At 77.7% G+C, this 23,051-nt stretch carries 3 protein-coding genes; all 3 read left to right on the forward strand.

The genetic code is table 11. The annotated features are described in order from the left end of the window. The first annotated feature begins 528 nt into the window (after positions 1 to 528). The 3 genes from BM242_RS14040 (at position 529) to BM242_RS14050 (ending at position 23,000) form a co-directional block, all read left to right on the forward strand. Complete coding sequence (locus tag BM242_RS14040) at positions 529 to 8,895, forward strand: type I polyketide synthase (RefSeq protein WP_093839161.1); 8,367 nt, start codon at positions 529 to 531, stop codon at positions 8,893 to 8,895. Positions 8,896 to 8,982: 87 nt separating this feature from the next. Beyond that, the gene (locus BM242_RS14045; protein ID WP_093839162.1) at positions 8,983 to 13,875 is read left to right on the forward strand and encodes a type I polyketide synthase; all 4,893 of its coding nucleotides are present in this window, start codon (positions 8,983 to 8,985) and stop codon (positions 13,873 to 13,875) included. 8 nt (positions 13,876 to 13,883) lie between these two features. Beyond that, positions 13,884 to 23,000, forward strand: a complete 9,117-nt coding sequence (locus BM242_RS14050) for a type I polyketide synthase (protein ID WP_093839163.1) — start codon at positions 13,884 to 13,886, stop codon at positions 22,998 to 23,000. The last annotated feature ends 51 nt before the right edge of the window (positions 23,001 to 23,051 follow it).

Here is a 23,051-nt window from a genome sequence, read left to right on the forward strand (position 1 = left end):
CCCCGGCGGCGCCGGGACCGGCATGGGTAGGGTGCCCCCATATTCTCCGCGGCCCCGGGGCCGGACCCGGGCGGCACCCCCACCCGGCGCCCCCGCGGAGGGCCGTTCCGGTGCCCTGCGGCAACCGGCGGTGCTCGGGAGGGGACGGAAAAGGGCCAGGTGGGCCCGGGTTCCGGGGGCCTGCCGCCGGTTTCCGGGCAGGGCCGGCCGCTGCCCCGCCCGCCGGGTACGGCGGTGCGGGCCCAGGGCCGCTGGCAGCTTTCTGCCGAGGTTTTGCTGCCACCGCTATTCGCCCGGAAGCGCCTTGACGGTCCGCTCGCCGGAGCCGCAGGATCGGTCATCGTCAGCCGTCCGCGGCGGTACCGCAGACCATGCCGTCACGGCGATCACCACACCATTACGGCATGATCCGACGGCCGAGCCGGAGCGATCAGCACAGAGCGGTCCGTTTTCCGTTTCCCTTCCGTGCGGAGACTCCTCTCCGCCCGGCCCGATATCCGAAATGCGCTGCAACGGCGGGGTGAATACATGTTTTCCACGGATGCGGAATGCGCTGCCGGTGAGCCCGAGCCGGTGGCCGTCGTCGGCATGGCGTGCCGGCTTCCCGGGGCGGACGGCCCGGACGCCTTCTGGCGGCTGCTGCGCCAGGGCGCGGACGCGGTCACCGACGCGCCCGCGGACCGCTGGCCGGATCTTCCCCCCGGCGCCCGCCGGCGGGGCGGCTTCCTCTCCCAGGTGGACCGCTTCGACGCCGCCTTCTTCGGCATCTCGCCGCACGAGGCCGCCGCCATGGACCCGCAGCAGCGGCTGGCCCTGGAACTGGCCTGGGAGGCCCTGGAACACGCCCGGATCGCGCCCACCGCGCTGCGCGGGGCGGCGGCGGGGGTGTTCGTCGGCGCCATCGGCGGCGACTACGCCCACCTGCCCGGGCCGCCCGGCCCGCACACCTTCACCGGCACCCAGCGCAGCCTGATCGCCAACCGCGTCTCCTATCTGCTGGGGCTGACCGGGCCGAGCATGACCGTGGACACCGGGCAGTCCTCCTCCCTGGTGGCGGTGCACCAGGCGGCGGAGGCGGTGCGCCGCGGGGAGCTGCCGCTGGCGCTGGCGGGCGGTGTCAACCTCAATCTGCTGGGCGCGGCGAGCGAGGTGATCGGGGCGTTCGGGGCGCTCTCCCCGGACGGCCGCTGCCACACCTTCGACAGCCGCGCCAACGGCTATGTGCGCGGCGAGGGCGGAGCACTGCTGGTGCTCAAGCCGCTGTCCGCCGCGCTGGCCGACGGCGACGCCGTGCACAGCGTGCTGCTGGGCGGCGCGGTCAACAACGACGGCGGCGGGGCGGGCCTCACCGTCCCGCGCCGCCGGGCGCAGGAGGAGGTCATCCGGCTGGCCTGCCGCCGCGCCGGCGTCTCCCCGGCCGAGGTGCAGTACGTGGAGCTGCACGGCACCGGCACCCGGGCCGGCGACCCGGTGGAGGCGGCGGCGCTGGGCGCGGCGCTGGGCCGCCGGCGGCCGGGCGCCGGGCGTCCGCTGCTGGTGGGCTCGGTGAAGACCAACATCGGCCATCTGGAGGGCGCCGCCGGTGTGGCGGGCCTGCTCAAGGCCGTGCTGAGCATCCGTCACCGCACCCTGCCGCCCAGCCTGCACTTCGTCTCCCCCGGCCCGGACATCCCGCTGGGCGAGCTGAACCTGGAGGTGGTGACCGCCGCCCGGGAGTGGCCGGAGCCGGAGGCCCGGCTGGTCGCGGGGGTCAGCTCGTTCGGCGTGGGCGGCACCAACTGCCATCTGGTCCTGGCCGGACCGCCCCGGCCCGCGCGGACGTCCGGGCCCGCCGGGACGGCCGGCCGGGCCGGGACCGGGACGGGCGAGGAGGCACCGGCAAAGGCCCCGCTGGTGCTGTCCGCCCGCTCCGCCCCCGCGCTGCGCGCCCAGGCCGCCGCCCTGGCCCGGCACCTGGCGGACCGGCCGCGGGAGCGGCCCGCGGACGTGGCGCTGTCGCTGCTGCGCACCCGGGCCCGGCTGGAACACCGGGCCGTGGTGCCGGCCGCCGGCCGCCGGACGGCGCTGGCCGCGCTGGCCGCCGGCCGGGCGGACGGTGCCGCCGTCACCGGCCGTGCGGTGGCCGGCAAGGATGTGCTGGTCTTCCCCGGGCAGGGCTCCCAGTGGCCCGGCATGGCCCGCGAACTCCTCGGTTCCTCCCCGGTCTTCGCCCGGCGGCTGGCCGAGTGCGCCGAGGCGCTGCGGCCGTTCACCGACTACCCGCTGCTGCCGGTGCTGCGGCAGGAGCCGGGCGCGCCGGACCTGGACCGGGTGGACGTGGTACAGCCCGCGCTGTGGGCGGTGATGGTGTCGCTGGCCGAGGTGTGGCGGTCGCACGGGCTGGAGCCGGCCGCGGTGATCGGCCACTCGCAGGGCGAGATCGCCGCGGCCACCGTGGCGGGCGCGCTGGACATCGGCGACGCGGCCCGGGTGGTGGCGCTGCGCAGCCGCGCGCTGCGCGGGGTCTCCGGCGGCGGCATGATGTCGGTGGCCGCCCCGGCCGGGACGGTCGCCGGGCTGCTCGGCGAGGACGGCGGCGCGTTCGGCGGGGTGTCGCTGGCGGCCGTCAACGGACCGGGCTCGGTGGTGGTCTCCGGAGCCCGCGCCGGGCTGCTGGCGCTGCGCGAACGGCTCGCCGCGGACGGCTGCCGGACCAAGATCCTGCCGGTGGACTACGCCTCCCACTCCCCGGCGGTGGACGCGCTGCGCGAGGAGATCCGCGCACTGCTGGCACCGGTCCGGCCGGTGTCCGTGCCGGTGCTGTTCCTCTCCACGCTGACCGGCGAACCCATGGACACCGCCGGGCTGGACGCCGACTACTGGTTCCGCAGCCTGCGCCACCCGGTCCGGTTCGCCGACGCCACCCGGCGGGCCCTGGAGCTGGGGCACGCCCGGTTCGTGGAGTGCAGCCCGCACCCGGTGCTGGCCGGCGCGGTCGAGGAGACCGCGGAGGCGGCCGGCCGGGAGGCCGTGGCGGTCGGCACGCTGCGCCGCGGGGAGGGCGGCCCGGCGCGGCTGGAGCGCAGCCTCGCCGAGGCCTGGACCGGCGGGGTTCCGGTGGACTGGGAGATACCGGGGGCCCGGCTGGTCGACCTGCCGACGTACCCGTTCCAGCGGGAACGGCACTGGGTGGGCGAGTCCCCGGAGCGGGCAACCGGGGCTGCCGCTGCCGCGCCCGCCGCCGCGGCCGGTGCCACCCGGGAGGAGCTGCGCGCACTGGTGCGCGGCGCCGCCGCGTCCGTCCTGGGCCACCGGGACGCCGAGGCCGTCGATCCCGCCCGCACCTTCAAGGAACTGGGCTGCGACTCGGTCAGCGCGGTGGAGCTGCGCAACCGGCTGAGCGCGCTCACCGGACTGCGGCTGCCGACCGGTCTGCTGTACGACTTCCCCACCCCCGACCGCGTCGCCCGCCTGCTGCACGAGCGTCTCACCGCGCACGACGCCCCGCGGCCCGCCGCCGCACCCGAAGCCGCCGCTCCCGAAGCCGCGGCGCCCGGCGCGGCGTTCGCCGCGGCGGGGGACACCGCGCGCGAGCCGGTCGCGGTGGTGGCCATGGCCTGCCGCTACCCGGGCGGCGTCCGGACCCCGGAGGAGCTGTGGCGGGTCGTGGCGGAGGGCCGGGATGTGATGTCCGGCCTGCCGGTCAACCGCGGCTGGGATCTGGACGCCCTGTTCGGCGGCGCCTGCGCCACCCGCCGCGGCGGCTTCCTGCACGACGCCGACCTCTTCGACGCGGAGTTCTTCGGCATCGGCCCGCGCGAGGCCCTGGCCATGGACCCGCAGCAGCGGCTGATGCTGGAGATCTCCTGGGAGGCCGTGGAGCGGGCCGGAATCGACCCCGGCTGCCTGGCCGGCTCCCCCACCGGCGTCTTCGTCGGCGCCATGGCCTCCGACTACGGCACCCGGCTGCACGAGCCGAGCAGCGCGGTGGACGGCCATCTGCTCACCGGCACCGGACTGGGGGTGGCCTCCGGGCGCATCGCCTACACCCTCGGCCTCAACGGCCCGGCCCTGACCGTGGACACCGCCTGCTCCTCCTCCCTGGTCGCGATCGAGCTCGCGGTGCGCGCCCTGCGGCGCGGGGACTGCGGCCTCGCCCTGGCCGGCGGCGTGACCGTGATGAGCAACCCCGGCATCCTGGTCGAGTTCAGCCGCCAGAACGGGCTGGCCCCGGACGGCCGCGTCAAGGCGTTCTCCGACGCGGCCGACGGCACCGTGTTCTCCGAGGGCGCGGGCGTGCTGCTGCTGGAACGGCTGTCCGACGCCCGGCGCAACGGCCACCCGGTGCTGGCCGTGATCCGCGGCGCGGCCGTGAACTCCGACGGCGCGAGCAACGGCCTGAGCGCGCCCAGCGGCCAGGCGCAGCAGCAGGTCATCCGGCAGGCCCTGGCCGACGCGGGACTGGCCCCGCAGGATGTCGACGCCGTCGAGGCGCACGGAACCGGCACCGCGCTGGGCGACCCCATCGAGGCCGACGCCCTGCTCGGCACCTACGGCCGGGACCGGGACGACACCGTGTGGGTCGGCTCCCTGAAGTCCAACCTCGGCCACACCCAGGCGGCGGCCGGCGTCGGCGGTGTGATCAAGATGGTGCAGGCGATGCGGCACGGCACGCTGCCCCGCACCCTGCACGCGGAGCGGCCCACCAGCCGGGTCGACTGGGCGGAGGGGCGGGTCCGGGTGCTCACCGAGGAACGGCCCTGGACGGGGCGGGACGGCCGCCCGGCGCGGGCCGCCGTCTCCAGCTTCGGCATCAGCGGCACCAACACCCACCTGGTGCTGGAGGCCGCCCCGCCCGCCGCCGGGCAGGACGCCGCGCCGCCCGCTCCCGGGGCCGCGTTCCCGGCCGCCGCCCGGAGCGACGCCCCGCTGGTGTGGGCGGTCTCCGCCCGCTCCGCCGAGGCGCTGCGCGCCCAGGCGGACCGGCTGCGCGCCTTCGCCGCCACCGTCCCCGGGCCGGACCTCGCCGAGGCCGGCCGCAACCTCACCCGCCGGGCCGCCCTGCCGCACCGCGCCGTGGTGGTGGCCGGCGGCCGGGAGGAGCTGTGCGCGGCGCTGGCCGCGCTGGCCGCCGGCGAACCGCACCCCGGCCTGGTCACCGGGACGGCCGCCCGCGAGGTGCACCCGGTGTTCGTGTTCCCCGGCCAGGGCGCCCAGTGGGCCGGCATGGCCGCCGGACTCCTCGCCTCCGACCAGCGGTTCGCCGCCGAGCTGGAACGCTGCGCGGACGCCCTGCGGCCCTGGACCGGCTGGTCGGTGCAGGACGTGCTCACCGGCGCCGAGGGGGCGCCCTCCCTGGACGACGGCACCGAGGTGGTGCAGCCGGCGCTGTTCGCCGTGATGGTCTCGCTCGCCCGGCTGTGGCGCGCGGCGGGCGTGGAACCCGCCGCCGTCGTCGGCCACTCGCAGGGCGAGATCGCCGCCGCGGCCGTCACCGGCGCGCTGTCCCTGGAGGAGGCGGCCCGGGTGATCGCGGTGCGCAGCCGGGTGGTGGGCGGTCTGGACGGCACCGGGGGCGTGCTGGCGGTCGGCCTGCCGGAGGCGGAGGTGCGCGGGCGCCTGGCGCCCTGGGCCGGGCGGCTGTGGGTGGCCGTCGACAACGGCCCGGTCGGCACCGTGCTGGCCGGGGAACTGGCCGCCATCGAGGAGTTCGCGGCGGCCTGCGCCGCGGACGGCGTACAGGTGCGGCGCACCCCGGTCGCCTATGCCGCGCACACCCCGCATGTGGCGGCGGTGCGCGGGGAGCTGCTGGACGCGATCGGCAGCCTGTCCCCCGCCGACACGGCCACCGCCTTCTCCTCCTCCTGCGCCGGGGACTTCCTGCCCGGCTCCGCACTGGACGCCGGCTACTGGTACCGCAATCTGGCCGAGCCGGTGCTCTTCGACACCGCGGTGCGCGCCTTCCGCGACCGCAGCCACCCGCTGTTCATCGAGGTCAGCCCGCATCCGATCCTGGCCGGGGCGGTCCGCGAGATCCTCGCCGACGCCGGGATCACCGGTTCCGCCACCGGCACGCTGCGGCGCGGCGAGGGCGGCCCGCGGCAGTTCCTCACCGCGCTGGCCGGGGCCTGGGTGCGGGGCGCGGCCGTGGACTGGCCGGCGGTGCTGGGCCCGGTGCGCCGCACGCTCGAGCTGCCCACCCACCCGTTCCTGGGCCGCCGGTTCTGGCTGTCCCCGGACGGGAACGGCGGCCATCCCGTGCTGCGCTCCGTGGTCCCGCTCGCCGCCGCCGGGGACGGCGAGGACGGCGAGGACGGCGCGCGGGGCGGCGGGCTGCTGCTGACCGGTCGGGTCTCCCGCAACACCATGCCGTGGCTGGCCGACCACGCGGTGCGGGACACCGTACTGCTGCCGGGCACCGCGTTCGCCGAACTCGCCCTGCGGGCCGCCGCCGAGGCGGGCGCGGCCGGTGTCGAGTCGCTGACCCTGCATGCCCCGCTGGTGCTGCCCGAGGGCGGCTCGGCCGAGATCCAGGTCGCGGTCCGCGGCACCGAAGTCACCGTCCACGCCCGGCCGGACGCCGGGACGCCGTGGACCCGGCACGCCTCCGGCGCCCTGGCCGCCGGGCGCCCGGCGGCGCCCGCCCGGCTCGCCCAGTGGCCCCCGGCCGGCGCCGAGCCGCTCGACCTCTCCGACGCCTACCGGCGGCTCGCCGGTACCGGCTACGCCTACGGCCCGGCCTTCCGCGGGCTCACCGCGGCCTGGCGGGACGGCACCGGGGTGTGGGCCGAGGTGCGCCTGCCCGACGGCACCGGCCGGGACGGGCACGGGCACGGGGACGACGGGTTCACCGTGCACCCGGCGTTGCTGGACGCCGCCCTGCATCCGCTGGTGCTGGACGCGGACGGGCTGCACCTGCCGTTCGTGCTCTCCGGCCTGTGGTTCACCGGGCGGACGTCCGGGACGCTGCGGGTGCGGATCTCCGGCTCCTCCCTCACCTTCTGGGACTCCTCCGGTGCCCCGGCCGGCGAGATCGGCGAGGTGATCCTCCGTCCCGCCTCGGCCGCGCCCGGCACCGAGCTCCACCGGGTGGAGTGGGTGGAGTCCGCCCCGTCGTCCGGCACCGCCGAGCCCGGCTGGACGGTCATCGGCCTCGGCGCCGAACTGCCCGCCGAGGTGCCGCCCGTGGTGCTGGTGCGCTGCCCGGACGGCGACGGCGACGGCCGCCGGGACGGCGACGCCTCCGGGCTCCGCCCCGCGCCGCGGGTCCCGCACGAGATGCTGCGCCGGGCGCTGGCGCTGGCCCAGCGCTGGGTGGCCGAGGACCGGTACGCCGGCTCCCGGCTGGTGTTCCTGGCCGACCCCGGCACCCCGGCCGGGGCCGCGGTGTGGGGCCTGGTCCGCTCCGCCGTCACCGAGCACCCCGGCCGGTTCGCCCTGGCCCACGCCACACCCGAGGACGGCGCCCTGGTGGCGGCCGTGGCGGAGCCGCAGTTCGCGGTGGCGGACGGCGGCCGGGTGCTGGTGCCCCGGGTGGTGCGCCACATCGCCGACGGCCCCCCGCCGGCCGGGCTGGGCGACGGCACCGTGCTGGTCACCGGCGGCACCGGGGGTCTGGGCGCGCTGACCGCCGCCCGGCTGGTGGAACGGCACGGCGCCCGGGACCTGCTGCTGGTCTCCCGGCGCGGCCCCGAGGCCCCCGGCGCGGAAGCGCTGGCCGAGCGGCTCACCGGGCTGGGCGCCTCGGTGCGCATCGCCGCCTGCGACCTCGCCGACCGCGCACAACTGGCCGCACTGCTGGCCGGGGAGCGCCTGACGGCCGTGGTGCACGCGGCCGGGGTGCTGTCCGACGCCACGCTGGCCGGGCTGACCCCGGAGCGGCTGGACGCGGTGCTGGCCCCCAAGGCCGACGCCGCCCGGCTGCTGCACGAACTCACCCTGGACCAGCCGCTGACCGCCTTCGTCCTGTTCTCCTCGGTCGCCGGGGTGCTGGGCAACGCCGGGCAGGCCAACTACGCGGCGGCCAACGGCTATCTGGACGGGCTGGCGGACCACCGCCGCGCCCTGGGCCTGCCCGCGGTCTCGGTGGCCTGGGGCCTGTGGTCGGTGCGCACCGGCATGACCGGGGCCATGACGGACGCCGACCGCACCCGGCTGGCCGGGCTGGCGGCGATGAACGAACGCCAGGGCCTTCAGCTGCTGGACGCGGCGCTGAGCCCGCAGGCGGACGCCCGGGTGGTGGCCGCCCGCTGGGACACCGCGGCGCTGCGCGCCCGCCCCGGCGGCCCCCCGGCGGTGCTGCGCTCCCTGGTCCCGGCCGCGGCCCGCCGCCCCGCCCCGCAGGGCCCGCACGGCCCGGCGGGAGCGGACGGAGCGGACGGAGCGGGGGGAACCGCACCGGACGCCGGCCGCCGGTTCCCGGACGCCGACGCGGTGTCCGCGTTCGTCCGCGGCCAGGTGGCGCTCGCCCTGGGCCACCGCTCGGCCGACGCCGTCGACCCGGACAAGCCGTTCCGCGAAATGGGCCTGGACTCGCTGACCTCGGTGGAGATGCGCAACCGGATCAGCGCCGAGACCGGCCTGCGGCTGCCCGCCGCCCTGGTGTTCAACCACCCCACCGTGGCCGCGCTCTCCGCCCGCCTGGCCCGGGACCTGGTGCCCAGTCCGGAGCGGCGGCTGCGCACCGCGCTGGAGAGGGTGCTGCCCGACCTGGAACCGGCCGCCGCGGCGGCGCTGCTCACCGAGGCCCTGGACCGGCTCGGCGTACCGGCGGCCCGGACCGGACCCGCGACCGCGACCGGCACAGGCCCCGGCACCGGAGGCCCGGCGCCGATGCCCGGCCGGGTGCCCGGGGCCGGGCCGGAGGGCCTGGGCAGCGACGACGAACTCTTCGCCTTCATCGACACCCAGCTCTGATCCGCCCGCTCCGCGCACCACCAGCCACGCACCCAGCCCACCGACCCGCGACCAGCGACCAGCCACAGCTCTGATGGGGGTTCACCAATGGCGGCCGAGGACAAGCTCCGCGACTATCTCAGGCGGGTGACCGTCGATCTGACGGACGCGCGCCGGCGCCTGGCCGAGGCAGACGCCCGCGACCACGAGCCCATCGCAGTGATCGGCATGTCCTGCCGGTTCCCCGGCGCCGAGGACGTGGACGCCTTCTGGGACCTGCTGCGCGAGGGCCGCGCCGCCCCCGTCGGCGAGGTGCCCGTCAGCCGCTTCCGCGCCCAGGCCCCGCCCGGCGCCGGCCGGCCCCGGCAGGGCGCCTTCCTGCCCGATGTGGCCGGTTTCGACGCGGAGTTCTTCGGCTTCCCGCCGCAGGAGGCGCTGCGCATGGACCCGCAGCAGCGGCTGCTGATGGAGCTGGCCTGGGAGGCCATGGAGGACGCCGGGACCCCGCCGCCCGGCCTGGCCGGCAGCCGTACCGGCGTGCTGCTCGGCTTCTCCGACTCCTTCCAGTACGGGCAGCTGGAGACCGAGATCGAGGGCCGCGGGGTGTGGGCCGACCCGTACCTGGGCCAGGGCGGGCTGGCCAGCGTGGTGGCCGGGCGCATCGCCTACCACTTCGATCTGCGCGGGCCGGCCTTCTCGCTGGACACCGCGTGCTCCTCGGCGCTGGTCGCGGTGCATCAGGCGGTGCGGGCGCTGCGCGCGGGCGAGTGCGACCAGGCCCTGGCCGGCGGCGTCTACCTGGCCCTGCACCCGTTCCTGCACGCGTACAGCAGTGCCAACGCGCTGCTCTCGCCCACCGACCGCTGCCACACCTTCGACACCGGAGCGGACGGCTATCTGATGGGCGAGGGCGGCGGCCTGGTGATGCTGGCCCGGCTGTCCGACGCGCTGCGCGAGGGCCGCCGCGTCCGCGCGGTGATCCGGGGCTCGGCGGTCAACCAGGACGGCCGCAGCAACGGCCTGACCGCGCCGAACCGCGACGCCCAGGTCGACGTGATCCGCCGGGCGCTGGCCGCCGCCCGGGTGGCGCCGGGCGAGGTGGCCTACCTGGAGGCGCACGGCTCGGGCACGGCACTCGGCGACGAGATCGAACTCGGCGCCCTGCATGAGGTGTTCGGCGGCAGCCGTCCGGCCGCCGGGCCGCCGCTGCGGGTGGGCGCGGTGAAGACCAACGTCGGCCACACCCACACCGCGGCCGGTATCGCGGGGCTGATCAAGACGGTGCTGGTCCTGGAGCACGGCCGGGTGCCGCCCAATCTCCACATGACCGAACCGGCGGACGTGGTGCACGCGGCCGGTCCGGCGGTGCGGCCCGCCGCCGAGGGCGGACCGCTCGCCGGGCACCGCGCCGACGGCGCCCTTGGCACGGACGACGGGCACGACGGGGGCGCGGTGGTCGCCGGGGTCAGCTCCTTCGGCTGGTCCGGCACCAACGCCCATGTGGTGCTGGAGACCGCCCCGCCGCCCGCGGAGCCCGAGGGGGCCGGTACGGCGCCCGCCGCCGAGCTGCTGCCCGTCTCCGCCGCCGGCGAGGCCGAGCTGCGCGCGATGCTGGAACGCCTGTCCCGGCGCCTCGACGGCCCCGGCCCCCGGCTCGCCGACGTGGCGCACACCCTGCAGAGCGGGCGCGGTGCGGGCGCGGTGCGGCGGGCGGTCGTCGCCACCGGCCGGGAACAGGCGGCACAACGCCTCGCGGCGGCGGCCACCGGGGAGGCCGTCCGCGCCACCGGGCGCACGTCCGGCCCGCGCACCGCGTTCCTGCTGCCCGGTGTCGGCGACCAGTACCGGGGCGTGGGCCAGGGCCTGTACCGGGAGGAGCCGGCGTTCGCCGAGGCCGTGGACGAGTGCCTGGCGGCAGCCGCCGAGCGGTGCGGCGTCGATCTGCGCCCGGTGTTCTTCGCCGCGCCGCGGGACGCCGCCGGCCCGGGCGGCGGCACCCTGCTCACCGCCTCGCCGGACGACCTCTTCGACCACGCCGAGACCGCCCACCCGTTCCTGTTCACCCTCGAATACGCGCTGGCCCGGCTGCTGATGCGGCGCGGCGTGCAGCCCGCGCTGCTCGCCGGCTACAGCCTCGGCGAGTATGCCGCGGCCTGCCTGGCCGGGGTGTTCACCCTGCCGGACGCCCTGTGGCTGGTGACCGAACGGGCCCGGCTGATCGAGGCCGCCCCGCCCGGCCGGATGCTGGCCGTGGCCGCCGCCCCCGAGGACTTCGCCGGCCTGGACCTCGGCCCGTCGGTGGACGTGGCCGCGCTCAACGGCCCGCACATGACGGTGCTCAGCGGTCCGCCCGACGCCGTGGAAGCGGCGGCCGGGCGGCTGGCCGAGGCCGGCATCGCGGCCCGCGCGCTGCGCGCCGCCCACCCCTTCCACTCCTCGCTGCTGCGTCCGGCCCGGGACCGGCTGGCCGGCCTGGTCGCCTCGGTGCCGCGCCGGGCGCCCCGCATCCCGGTGGTCTCCAACGCCACCGGCCGGGTGCTGACGGACGCCGAGGCCACCGACCCCGGCTACTGGGCCGGCCACCTGTGCCGCCCGGTGCGGTTCGCCGACTGCGTGCGGCACTGTGCCGAGCAGGGCGTGACGGCCTATGTCGAACTGGGCCCGGGCCAGACGCTGGGCGGGCTGGTGCGGCAGAACGTGGGCGACGCGCGCCCGGCGGTGCTGGGCACCCTGCCCGCACAGTGGGCGGTGACCGAGGACACCGACGAGAGCGCCGCGCTGCTGGAGACCTGCGCCCGGCTGTGGGAGCTGGGAACCGAACTGGACTGGGCGGCCCTGCGGCGCAGCACCGGGCGGCTGGTCTCGCTGCCGCCCTACCCCTTCCGCCGCACCCGCTACTGGCCCGAGCCGTCCGGTCCGGACGGCCGGCAGGCCGCGCCGGACGCGCAAACGGAGAAGCAGACGGCGGAGGAGAAGGCGGAGGACAAGGGAGAGGGCGACGAGCCCGGCCGCTGCTACGCACCGGTCTGGCGCCCGGACCTCGCCCCGCTCCCGGACGGCGCCGCGGCGCCCGGACTGTCCGGCACCCTGGTGGTCTTCAGCGACGGCGGGCTCGGCACCCGGCTGGCCGACGCGGCCACCGCCGCCGGCACCGGGCTCCGGGTGCTGGAGGTGCTCCCGGGCGGCGGCCCCGTACCGCGCCGCGAGGGCCGACGCCTGGTGATCGACCCGGCCGACCCCCGTCACCACCAGGAGGTGTTCGCCGCAATCGGCAACGGGGACGGCGACGACGGCGGGGGCGGCGGCCCGCTGCATGTGGCCCACCTGTGGAGCCTGCGGGAACCGGCCGGCACCCTCTTCCCCGCCGACGACGAGCTGCGCACCGCGATCCGCCACGGCTTCGACAGCCTGCTGCTCACCCTCCAGGCCCTGGCCGGGCGCCCGGCCAGGCTGCTGACGGTCAGCGCGGGCGCCGCCGAGATCACCGGCGGGGACGCCACCGCACCCGACCGCGCCCTGGTGCACGGCCTGGCGCGCGGGGTGTGCGCCGAATACCCCGCGCTGTCCTGGCGTGGTGTGGACGTGCAGCCCGGCCACCCCGGGGCTGCCGGGCACCTGCTGCACGAACTGCGGCACGGCTTCCGGGAGCCCGGCGGCGGCCCGGCGGCGGCGCCGGCCCTGGCGGGACGGCGGGACGGCCGCCGCTGGCTCCTGGCCCACACCGAGCTCCCGCTGCCCGATGCCGCCGATGCCGCACCGCCCGCGCGGACCTGTCTGATCACCGGCGGCACCCGGGGCCTGGGCATGATCCTCGCCCGTCACCTGGCCCGCCGCGGGGTGCGGCGGCTGGCCCTGGTCAGCCGTACCGGCCGGGCCGACACCGCGGAACTCACCGCCGCCGGCGCCGAGGTCCTGCTGATCTCCGCGGACGTGGGCGAGCCGGAGGAGTTCCGCCGCGCCCTGGCCGAGGCCCGGGCCCGGTTCGGCACCCTCGACATGGTGGTGCACGCCGCCGGCGCTCCCGGCGGCGGCCTGGCCCAGCGACGCGATCCGGCCGAGGCACACCGCGTGCTGGCGCCCAAGGTGCTGGCCATGGGCCCGCTGGCGGAGCTGGTCGGCCCGGCCACCCCGGCCGCCGAACGGCCGAGGCTGCTGGTGCTGTACTCCTCCATCGCCACCGTGGTCGGCGGCATCGGCGAGGCCGACTACTGCGCCGCCAACAGCGTGCTGGACGCCTACGGGCAGGCCCTGGCGCACGCCGCCGACCGCACCCAGGTCGTCACCGTGGCCTGGGGCCACTGGCTCCACGACGCCTGGGCGGACGACACCACGGGCGCCGACCGGATCGCCTACCGCAAGCGCCACGGGTTCTCCGACGAGGCCGGCTGCGCCCTGCTGGACCGGATCACCGCCTCGGCCGGCGGCACGGTGGTGGCGCTGCGCCCGCCGCTGGAACACGCCGTCCGCGACATCACCCGGCTCAACTCCCTGGACCGGCTGATGGAGAGCGCCGCCCCAGGCAACGCCGCGGCCACCGCCGACGGAACCGACGGGGCCGGCGAGGCCGGCGGCGGTGGGGGTGGGGGTGACCGCACCGGCAGGGCCAGGTTCCCCCGGCCGCCGCTGCGCACCGAGTATGTGCCGCCGCGCCCCGGCCTGGAGACCACGGTCGCCGAGGTGTGGGGCGAGTACCTGGGCATCGACCGGGTCGGCGGCCAGGACCCGTTCTTCGACCTGGGCGGCAACTCCCTGGTCGGCATGGCGATGATGGCCGCCCTGGAACGGCGGCTGGGGCGGCAGATCGCCCCCGCGCTGCTGTTCGCCCACCCCACCGTGGCCGCGCTCGCCGCCGCCCTGTCCCCCTCGTCCGGCCCGTCCGCCCCCGCCGGCGCCGCCGGCGGGCCGGACGGCACGCCCGCCCCGGCGGCCGGACCCCGGCCCACCGGCGGCGCGGCCCGCGGCCAGCGGCGCCGCGCCCGGATCTCCGGCTCCCAGAAGTGAGGACGACCGTGACCGACCTGACCGAGCACTCCCCCACCGACATCGCCCTGGTCGGCATGGCGGGCCGCTTCCCCGGCGCCGGTGACGTCGGCGCCCTGTGGCGGACCGTACGGGCCGGCCGCACGGGCATCACCACCTTCACGGACGAGGAGCTGCGCGCCGCGGGCGTGCCCGAGGAGCGGCTCGCCGACCCGACCTATGTGAAGGCCGGCGCGGTGCTGGACGGCATCGAGCTGTTCGACGCCGAGTTCTTCGGCATGAACCCGCGCGAGGCTCAGATCCTGGACCCGCAGCACCGGCTGTTCCTGGAGCACTGCTGGCATGCCCTGGAGGACGCGGCCTGCGACCCGGCCCGGCTGGACGGCTCGGTCGGCGTGTTCGCCGGCTGCGCCTGGAGCTCCTATCTGACCAGCAATCTCACCCCGGCCGGCGTGCCGCTGGACATGGGTGTGGTGCTGGGCAACGAGAAGGACACCCTGGCCACCCGGGCGGCTCATCTGCTCGGCCTGACCGGCCCGGCCCTGGCCGTGCAGACCGCCTGCTCCACCTCCCTGGTGGCGGTCTGCCTGGCGGCGAACAGCCTGGCCGGCTTCCAGTGCGACGTGGCACTGGCCGGCGGTGTCTCGCTGTCCGTGCCGCACCGGGTGGGCTACCAGTACCAGCCGGGCGGCATCGCCTCCCCGGACGGCCGGTGCCGGGCCTTCGACGCGGCCGGGCAGGGCGCCCCGCTGGGCAGCGGTGTCGGCGTGGTGGCGCTGCGCCGCCTGGAGGACGCGCTGGCCGACGGCGACCGGGTGTATGCGGTGCTGCGCGGCTGGGCGGTCAACAACGACGGCGACCGCAAGGCCGGTTTCACCGCGCCCGGGGTGGACGGGCAGGCCGCGGTGATCGAGGAGGCGCTCGGCGCCGCCGGCCTGGACCCGGGCGATGTGGACTACCTGGAGGCGCACGGCACCGGCACGGCCCTGGGCGACGCCGCCGAGATCACCGCGCTCCAGCGGGTGTTCCACGGCCGCTCGCTGTCCATCGGCTCCGTCAAGACCAATGTGGGCCATCTGGACCGGGCCGCCGGGGTCACCGGCCTGATCAAGGCCGCGCTGGCCCTGCACCACGAGGAGATCCCCGCCACCCTGCACCTGGAGCGGCCCAACCCCCAGCTCACCGACGGCGGCGCCGAACTGACCGTGGTCACCGAGCGGCAGCCCTGGCCCCGGCGCGGCGGAGAGCGTCCCCGGCGGGCCGGGGTGAGCGCCTTCGGCATCGGCGGCACCAACGCCCATGTGGTGCTGGAGGAAGCACCGCCGCAGGCCGCCGCCCCCGGGCCGGCCGGGCCCGCGGAGCCGTCCTCGGAGCCGCGGCCGGCCGTTCGGGCCGAGCCGCTGGTCTGGTCGGCCCGCACCGCCGAGGCCGCCGACCGGGCCGCCGAGGCCCTGGCCGGGCACCTGGAGACCACCGGGGACCGGCTGACCGACATCGCCCACACCCTGGCCACCGGCCGCCGGGTGTTCGCCCACCGCCGGATGCTGGTCGCCGGTTCCGCCGCGGACGCGGCCGGGGCGCTCCGCCGGGGCGAGGGCGTGCTGGCCGCAGAGAACGGCGCCACCGGCCGGCCCGTCCGGCTGCTGCTGGACGGCACCGTGCCCGCGCACCGCCCCGGCATGGCGCAGGAACTGCGCGCCGCCGACCCGGAGTTCCGCGCGGTGTACGACTCCTGCCGGGAACAGGCCGGGGAGCGGGCGGCCGATACACCCCTCGGCGGGGCTTTCGTGCTGGCGCTGGCGCTGGGCCGGCTGGTCCGCTCCTGGGGCGTCGAGCCCGCGCCGGTGGCCGGGCGCGGCCCGGCCGGTCATGCGGCGGCGGCCTGCCTGGCCGGGGTGATGTCCCCGGCCGATGCCCTCGCCCTGGCCGGACGCATCGAACGGACCGGGCGCTCCGCGGACGCCGGTGGTGCCGGCCGGGCGGAGCTGACCCGGTGGGTGGCCGGCACCCTCACGCTCCGCCCGCCGGCCCTGCCGGCGGCCTGCCCGCGCACCGGCCGGCCGCTGACCGCCGCACAGGCCACGGACCCCGCCCACTGGGCCGGGCTGCCGGCCGACGGCGCCGAAGGAACCGGAGGCGCCGGTGCGTGGCCGGTGCCGCCGGACGACGACAGCGTGCTGCTGCATCTCGGTCCGGAGACGGAGAACGTCGCCGGTGACCGGCCGTTGCCGGTGGTGGCCGCCCTGCCCGGGGCCGGTGACGCCCGCCCGGCCGCCGCCGTGCTGGCCGAGGCGGCCGGCCGGCTCTGGCTGGCCGGGGCGGCCCTGGACTGGTCCGCCTACCGGGCCGGGCGCACGCCGCGCCGGGTCGGGCTGCCGGGCTACCCGTTCCAGCGCAAGCGCTACTGGATCGACCCGGTGCCGCGCCCGGAGCCCGCGACGGCGCCGGAACCGGAGCGGCAGCGGGAACCGGGGCAGGAGCGGGTGCGGCTGCTGGTCCCGGAGTGGCACCCGGCTCCGGACACCGGCACCTGCGCGGCCGCCTCCCCCGGCGGCGGCCGGTACCGGATCGTCCCCGACCGGGGCGGTGTGGCCGGGGAGCTGGCCCGCCTGCTGCGCCGGTCCGGCGCCGAGAACGTCCGCACCGGCCCCGCCGGGGACACCGCCGGGGACACCGCCGACACGGTGGTGGATCTGTCCGGGCTGGACCGTGCCGAGGACGAAGCCGTACCGGCGGTGCGCTCCGTGGCCGCCGTACTCGCCTCCGGTGCGGGGCGGGTACTGGTGGCGACCCGGGGCGGCCAGGCGGCCGGCGACTCCGGCTCCGGCTCCCCGGTGTCCGCGACCCAGGCGGCCCTCGGCGTCCTGCCGGTGGTGGCGGGCCAGGAGCACCCCGGCCTGGACAGCCGGTGTGTGGACCTCGATCCCGCCTACGGCCCCGCCGAGGCGGCCCGCGCGCTCGCCGCGGAACTGGCCCGCCCCGCCGAGGGTGTGGTCGTCGCCCACCGCGCCGGCCGCCGCCTGCTGCCCGGCCACGCCCCGGCGCCGGAGGCGTCCCCCGAGGTGACCGGTGAGGTCACCGGCCCGGCCGCCCCGGGCATCCGCCCCGGCGGCACCTACCTCATCACCGGCGGTCTGGGGGTGGTGGGCCGCACCCTGGCCGGGCATCTGATCCGGCGCGGCGCCGGCCGGGTCGTGCTCACCTCCCGCAGCGGCCCCGGCTCCGGGACCGGCCGGCTGCGCGCCCTGCATGCCCTGCGTGACCTGGGCGCGGAGATCGTCACCCCGCGGGCGGATGTCACCGACCCGGCCGCCATGCGGGAGCTGTTCCTGGACGGCGAGCGGATCGACGGGGTGATCCACGCCGCCGCCGACGCCGACCAGGACGGACTGCGGCCCCTGGCGGACCTGGACGAGGCCACCGTGGCCCGGCACTTCGGCGCCAAGGTGCGCGGCGCCCGGGTGCTGGCCGAGGTGCTGGACGCGCTGCCGGCGGAGCGGCGGCCCGACTGGTGCATGCTGTTCTCCTCCACCTCCGCGGTGCTGGGCGGCCTGACGCTCGGCGCCTACGCGGCGGCCAACGCCGCGCTGGCGGCCCACGCCCGGGGCCGCGGCGGCGACGGCACCGGCGGCGGCACCCGCTGGATCTCGGCGGCCTGGGACACCTGGCCGGGCACGCTGGAGCGGGTGGACGGCCGGCTCGCCGAGTCCATGGCGGCGCACGCCATGACCGAGCGGGAGGCGCTCGCCGCGTTCGACCGGGTGCTGGAGCTGGCCCGGCCGGCCGTGGTCGCGGCGGCCGGCGGCCTGGACGGCAGGCTCCCCACGGCCGGGCCGTCTCCCTCGGCCGCGGCGGGGACGACGGCCGCGACGGCGCCCCGGTTCCCGCGGCCGGACCTGCCGCAGCCGTATGTGGCGCCGCGGACCGCGACCGAACGGCGCCTGGCGGAACTGTGGTCGTCGGTCCTCGGCGTGGAGCCGGTCGGGGTGCGGGACAACTTCTTCGACCTGAGCGGGAACTCGCTGCTCGCCCTGCGGATGCTGGGTCTGGTCAAGGACGAGTTCGGGGTCGCGGTGCCGACCGTGACGCTGTTCGACAAGCCGACGGTCCGGGATCTGGCGACCGTCGTCGGGGCCGGCGCGCCGGCCGCCGAGCCGCCGGCCCCGCCCCGGGAAGGGCCGGGAACGGCCGGACCCGACGACCGGGACGCCCAGGACGTCGCCGCCGTCGCCGCTTCCGTCACCGCGTCCGGGCCTGCCGGCGTGCCCGCCGACGCCGTGCCCGCCGCCGTGCCGGCGCAGCGGGACACACGGCCGGACCCGGACCCGGACGCGGACCGGCACATCGCCATCGTCGGGATGGCCGGGCGCTTCCCCGGCGCCGGGGACGTGGGCGCGTTCTGGCGGAACCTGTGCGACGGCGTGGAGTCGATCAGCTTCTTCACCCCCGAGGAGATGATCGCCGCCGGGGTGGCACCCGAGGTCGCCCGCGACCCCGCCTATGTCGCGGCCCGCCCGGTGCTGGACGACATCACCGGCTTCGACGCCGGGTTCTTCGGCCTCAGCCCCCGCATGGCGGCCCTCACCGACCCCCAGCAGCGGCTGTTCCTGGAGGTCTGCTGGGAGGCCCTGGAGCAGTCCGGCTACTGCCGCCCCGAACACCGCGGCCGGGTCGGCGTCTTCGGCGGCTGCAATCTGAGCACCTACCTGCTCGGCATCGCCGGCCGGTTCACCTCCGACGAGGACGCCAGCATCTACGAGCTGGTCATGGGCAATGACAAGGACGCCCTGACCACCACCGTCTCCTACCTTTTCGACCTGCGCGGGCCCAGCGTGGCCGTGCAGTCCTTCTGCTCGACCTCCCTCGTGGCCGTGCACACCGCGGTCCGCGCGCTGCGCGCCGGCGAGTGCGAGATGGCGATGGCCGGCGGCGTGTCCGTGCGCGTCCCGGACCGGGTCGGCCACCTGCACAGCCCGGGCGGCCAGGAATCCCCCGACGGCCATGTCCGGGCCTTCGACGCGCAGGCCCGCGGTTCCATGTTCGGCGACGGCGCCGCCGTGGTGGTGCTGAAGAAGCTGGGCGACGCGCTGCGCGACGGCGACCACATCTGGGCGGTGATCCGCGGCTCGGCGCTCAACAACGACGGCGCCCTGAAGGCCGGATACACCGCGCCCAGCGTGACCGGCCAGGCCGCCGTGATCGCCGACGCCATGGCCGACGCCGGGGTGACTGCCGAGGACGTCGGCTATGTGGAGGCGCACGGCACCGGTACGGTCCTCGGCGACCCCATCGAGGTGGCCGCCCTGACGCGTGCTTTCGGCCCCACCGGGCGCACCCAGTACTGCGCGCTCGGCTCGGTCAAGCCCAACGTCGGCCACCTGGACCGGGCGGCCGGCACCACCGGGCTGATCAAGACGGCGATGGTGGTGCGGGACGGGCTGATCCCGCCCACGCTGCACTTCACCGAGCCCAACCCGGAGATCGACTTCGCCGCAGGCCCGTTCCGGGTCGCCGGCGAACTGACCCCCTGGCAGGGCGGCGGCGACGGGACCGGACGGCCGCGCATCGCCGGCCTCAACTCCCTCGGCATGGGCGGCACCAATGTCCATGTGGTGGTGGAGCAGCCGCCCGGCCGGCCGGCCCCGCCGCCCGCCGATCCCGCGACGGTCCGCCGCCACCAGGTGCTGCCGGTGTCCGCGCGCACCGCGGACGCGGCCGACGCGTCGGTGCGGCGGCTGGCCGGCCACCTGCGCGGCAACCCGGATCTGCGCCTCGCCGACGTGGCGTTCACCCTCCAGGTGGGCCGCCGCACCTTCGAGCACCGGCGGGTGGCGGTGGCCGGGACCCTGGCCGGCGCGGTCACCGCGCTCGACGAGGGCCCGGCCGGGCGGATCGAGACCGCCGACGACCGGCCGGTGGCGTTCCTCTTCGCCGGGGTCGGCGAGCAGTACCCGGGTCTGGTCGGCGAACTCTACCGGCGGGAGCCGGTGTTCCGGGCCGCGCTGGACGACTGCCTGGCCCGGCTGCCGCGGGACTGCCCGGCCGCCGGCCTGGGCGAGCTGCTGACCGGGCCGCGCGGCGCCGGGCCCGACCTGGCCGCCCTGCTCGGCCGCGGCGGCTCCGGCGGCCCCGGGGGCGGACAGGACCGGCGGGCGGCCGGGCTGGAGCGCACCGAGGTGGTCCAGCCGCTGCTGTTCGCGGTGGACTACGCGCTGGCCCGCACCCTGATGGAGTGGGGCGTGCGGCCCTCGGTGATGCTCGGTTACAGCCTCGGGGAGTACGTGGCGGCCTGCCTGTCCGGGGTGCTGTCCCTGGACGACGCGCTGGCGCTGGTCGCCCACCGGGCCGCGCTGATCGCGCGCCACGCCGAGCCGGGGGCCATGGCGGCCGTGCCGCTGCCCGAGGAGGAGCTGCGCCGCCGCTTCCCGCTGGCCCGCCTCGGCGTGGACGTCGCCGCGCTCAACGGCCCGGAGCTGACCGTGGTGGCGGGCCCGGCGGACGCCCTGGACCGGCTGGCGGAGGAGCTGCGCGCGGCCGACACGGTGTGCCGTCCGCTGCGCACCACGCACGCCTTCCACTCCCGGATGCTGGCCCCGGTGGCCGAGCGGCTCACCGCCTGGATCCGGGAGCACATCACGCTCAACGCGCCGGCCATCCCCTATCTGTCCAATGTCACCGGCGGCGAGGCGGATGCCGCGCTTGTCACCGACCCGGCCTACTGGGCGCGGCACATGTGCGAGCCGGTGCGGTTCCACCGGGCGGCGGGCGCGCTGCTCGCCGACGAGGAACTGGCCGTGGTGGAGATCGGGCCGGGCCAGTCGCTGGGCGCGCTGCTGCGGAGCGGCGGCTGTCCGCCCGCCCGCTGGCCGATGATCACCTCCACGCTGCCCGCGGCCAACGACCGGCGCCCGGACGACCAGGTGTTCGCCGACTGCCTGGCCCGGCTGTGGCTGCTGGGCGCGGACATCGACTGGGCGGCCCACCACCGGGACGCGGGCACCGGGCGGATTCCGCTGCCGACGTACCCGTTCCAGCGGCAGCGCTACTGGATCGACCCGGCTCCCGCCGGCTCCGCGCCCGGGGGTTCCGCGGCGTCCGCCGCCACTACGGCAGCGCCCGCCGCCGCTACGGGGCCGGGCATGCCGGAACTGCCGGAGGGCACCTCCGATCCGCTCACCGAGTTCGACCGGATTCCGCTGCTGCCCGAGGAGCGCTGGCTGCATGTGCCGGTGTGGCGGCAGTCCCCGGCCGGGTCCGCGCCCGCCCTGGCCACCGCCCGCTCCTGGCTGGTCTTCACCCGGGAGGGTGCGGCCGAGCGGATCGCCGGGGAGCTGGCCCGGGCCGCGTCCGTCACCGGTGCCCGCCTGACCCTGGTCCGGCCCGGCGACGCCTACCGCGCGCCCGCCACGGCGGCGGACCCGGACCCGGGCGCCGGGGACGGCCCGGCCGTCGCCGCCGTCCGCCCCGGCAATGTGGCCGACGCGCTGGCCCTGCTGCGCGACCTGAAGGCGGCCGGCGCCCTGCCCGACCGGGTGGTCCACCTGTGGAACCTGGCCCCGGACGGCGACCCGCTCGCCCTCGGCCTGCACACCCTGGTGGCCCTGGCCCGGGGCGCGGGTGACATCGGCCTGGAGAACTGGGCGCTGGACATCGTGGCCAGCGGCACCCAGCGGGTCCTGGACGATGCCGAGCTCCGCCCCGACGCGGCCACCCTGACCGGCCCCGCCCTGGTCATCCCCATGGAGTACCCGACCGTCTCCACCCGGCTGATCGACACCGTCCCCGACCCGGACCCCGCGGCCGTGGCCGCGGAACTGCACCGCCCGGCGCCCGGACGCACCGTCGCGCTGCGCGGCCGGCGCCGCTGGCTGCCCGCCTACCAGGCGCTGCCGCCCGCCGACCCGGACGCCACGGCCCGCGAGGTGCTGCGCGAGGGCGGCGTCTACCTGATCACCGGCGGCCTGGGCGGCATCGGCCTGGCCATGGCCGAGCAACTGGCCCGCGCCTGCCGCGCCCGGCTGGTGCTGTTCGGGCGGCGCGGGCTGCCGCCCCGCGAGCGGTGGCGGTCCATCGCGGACGGGACCGCCGAGGCGTCCGAGCAGATCCGGGCCCGGGTCCGGCGGGTGCTGGACGTGCTGGAGCAGGGCGGCGAGGTGGAGATCGTCGAGGGCGACGTGGCCGAACCGGCCGATGTGCTGCGGGCCGTGGAGCTGGCCCGGGAGCGGTTCGGCGCGCTGCACGGCGTGCTGCACACGGCCGGGGTGCCCGGCACCGGGCTGATGCAGTTCAAGCAGCCCGGCGACGCCGAGCAGGTGCTGGCCCCGAAGCTGGCCGGCAGCCGCGCCCTGGACGCGGCGCTGGAGCGGGCGGGCGTGGCGCTGGACTTCCTGGTGCTGTTCTCCTCCATCACCTCCGTCACCGGCGGCGGCCCCGGCCAGGTCGACTACTGCGCGGCCAACGCCTTCCTGGACGCCTGGGCGCCCGGCCGCCGGGACCGGCACCGCACCACCGTGTCGGTGGCCTGGGGCGAATGGACCTGGAACGCCTGGGACGAGGGCCTGTCGGGCTACGAGGAGAACATCCAGACCTACTTCCGCGAGCACCGGGCGCGCTTCGGCATCGCCTTCGACCAGGGCTGGCGCACCCTGCTGCGGGCGCTGGCCGCGGGCGAGCCGCATGTCGTGGTCTCCACCCAGGACCTGCCCGCGGTGGCGGACGTGGCCGCCCGGTTCAGCGTGGCGTCGCTGACCGAGGGCCCGTCCGCGCCGGACACCGGGGAGCGCCACCCGCGGCCCGACCTGGTCACCCCGTACCGGGAGCCGCAGGGCCCGGCCGAGGAGGCCGTCGCGCGGGCCTGGTCCGACGCGCTGCGTCTGGAACGGGTCGGCGTGCTGGACAACTTCTTCGAGCTGGGCGGCACCTCGCTGCTGGGCATCACTTTGCTCTCCACGCTGCGCAAGTCCTTCCCGGACGCGGAACTCCCGCCGCACGTCATCCACGAGGCCCCCACCGTGTCGGCGCTGGCCCGGCTGGTGGAGGGCACGCCCGCCCCGGCGGCCGCGGCCCCCGGCCGGGACGGTGCGGAGCAGGCCCGGCTGCGCCGCTCCGGGGTGCGGGCGGCAGCCGCCCGCCGGCGCCGCCCCTGATCCCGCCGCACCCGGCCACCACACGCACCACCGCATCTCAGTACACGCCCA

Source organism: Streptomyces aidingensis, from assembly GCF_900112355.1.
In the GTDB taxonomy this organism is placed as follows: Bacteria; Actinomycetota; Actinomycetes; order Streptomycetales; family Streptomycetaceae; genus Streptomyces; species Streptomyces aidingensis.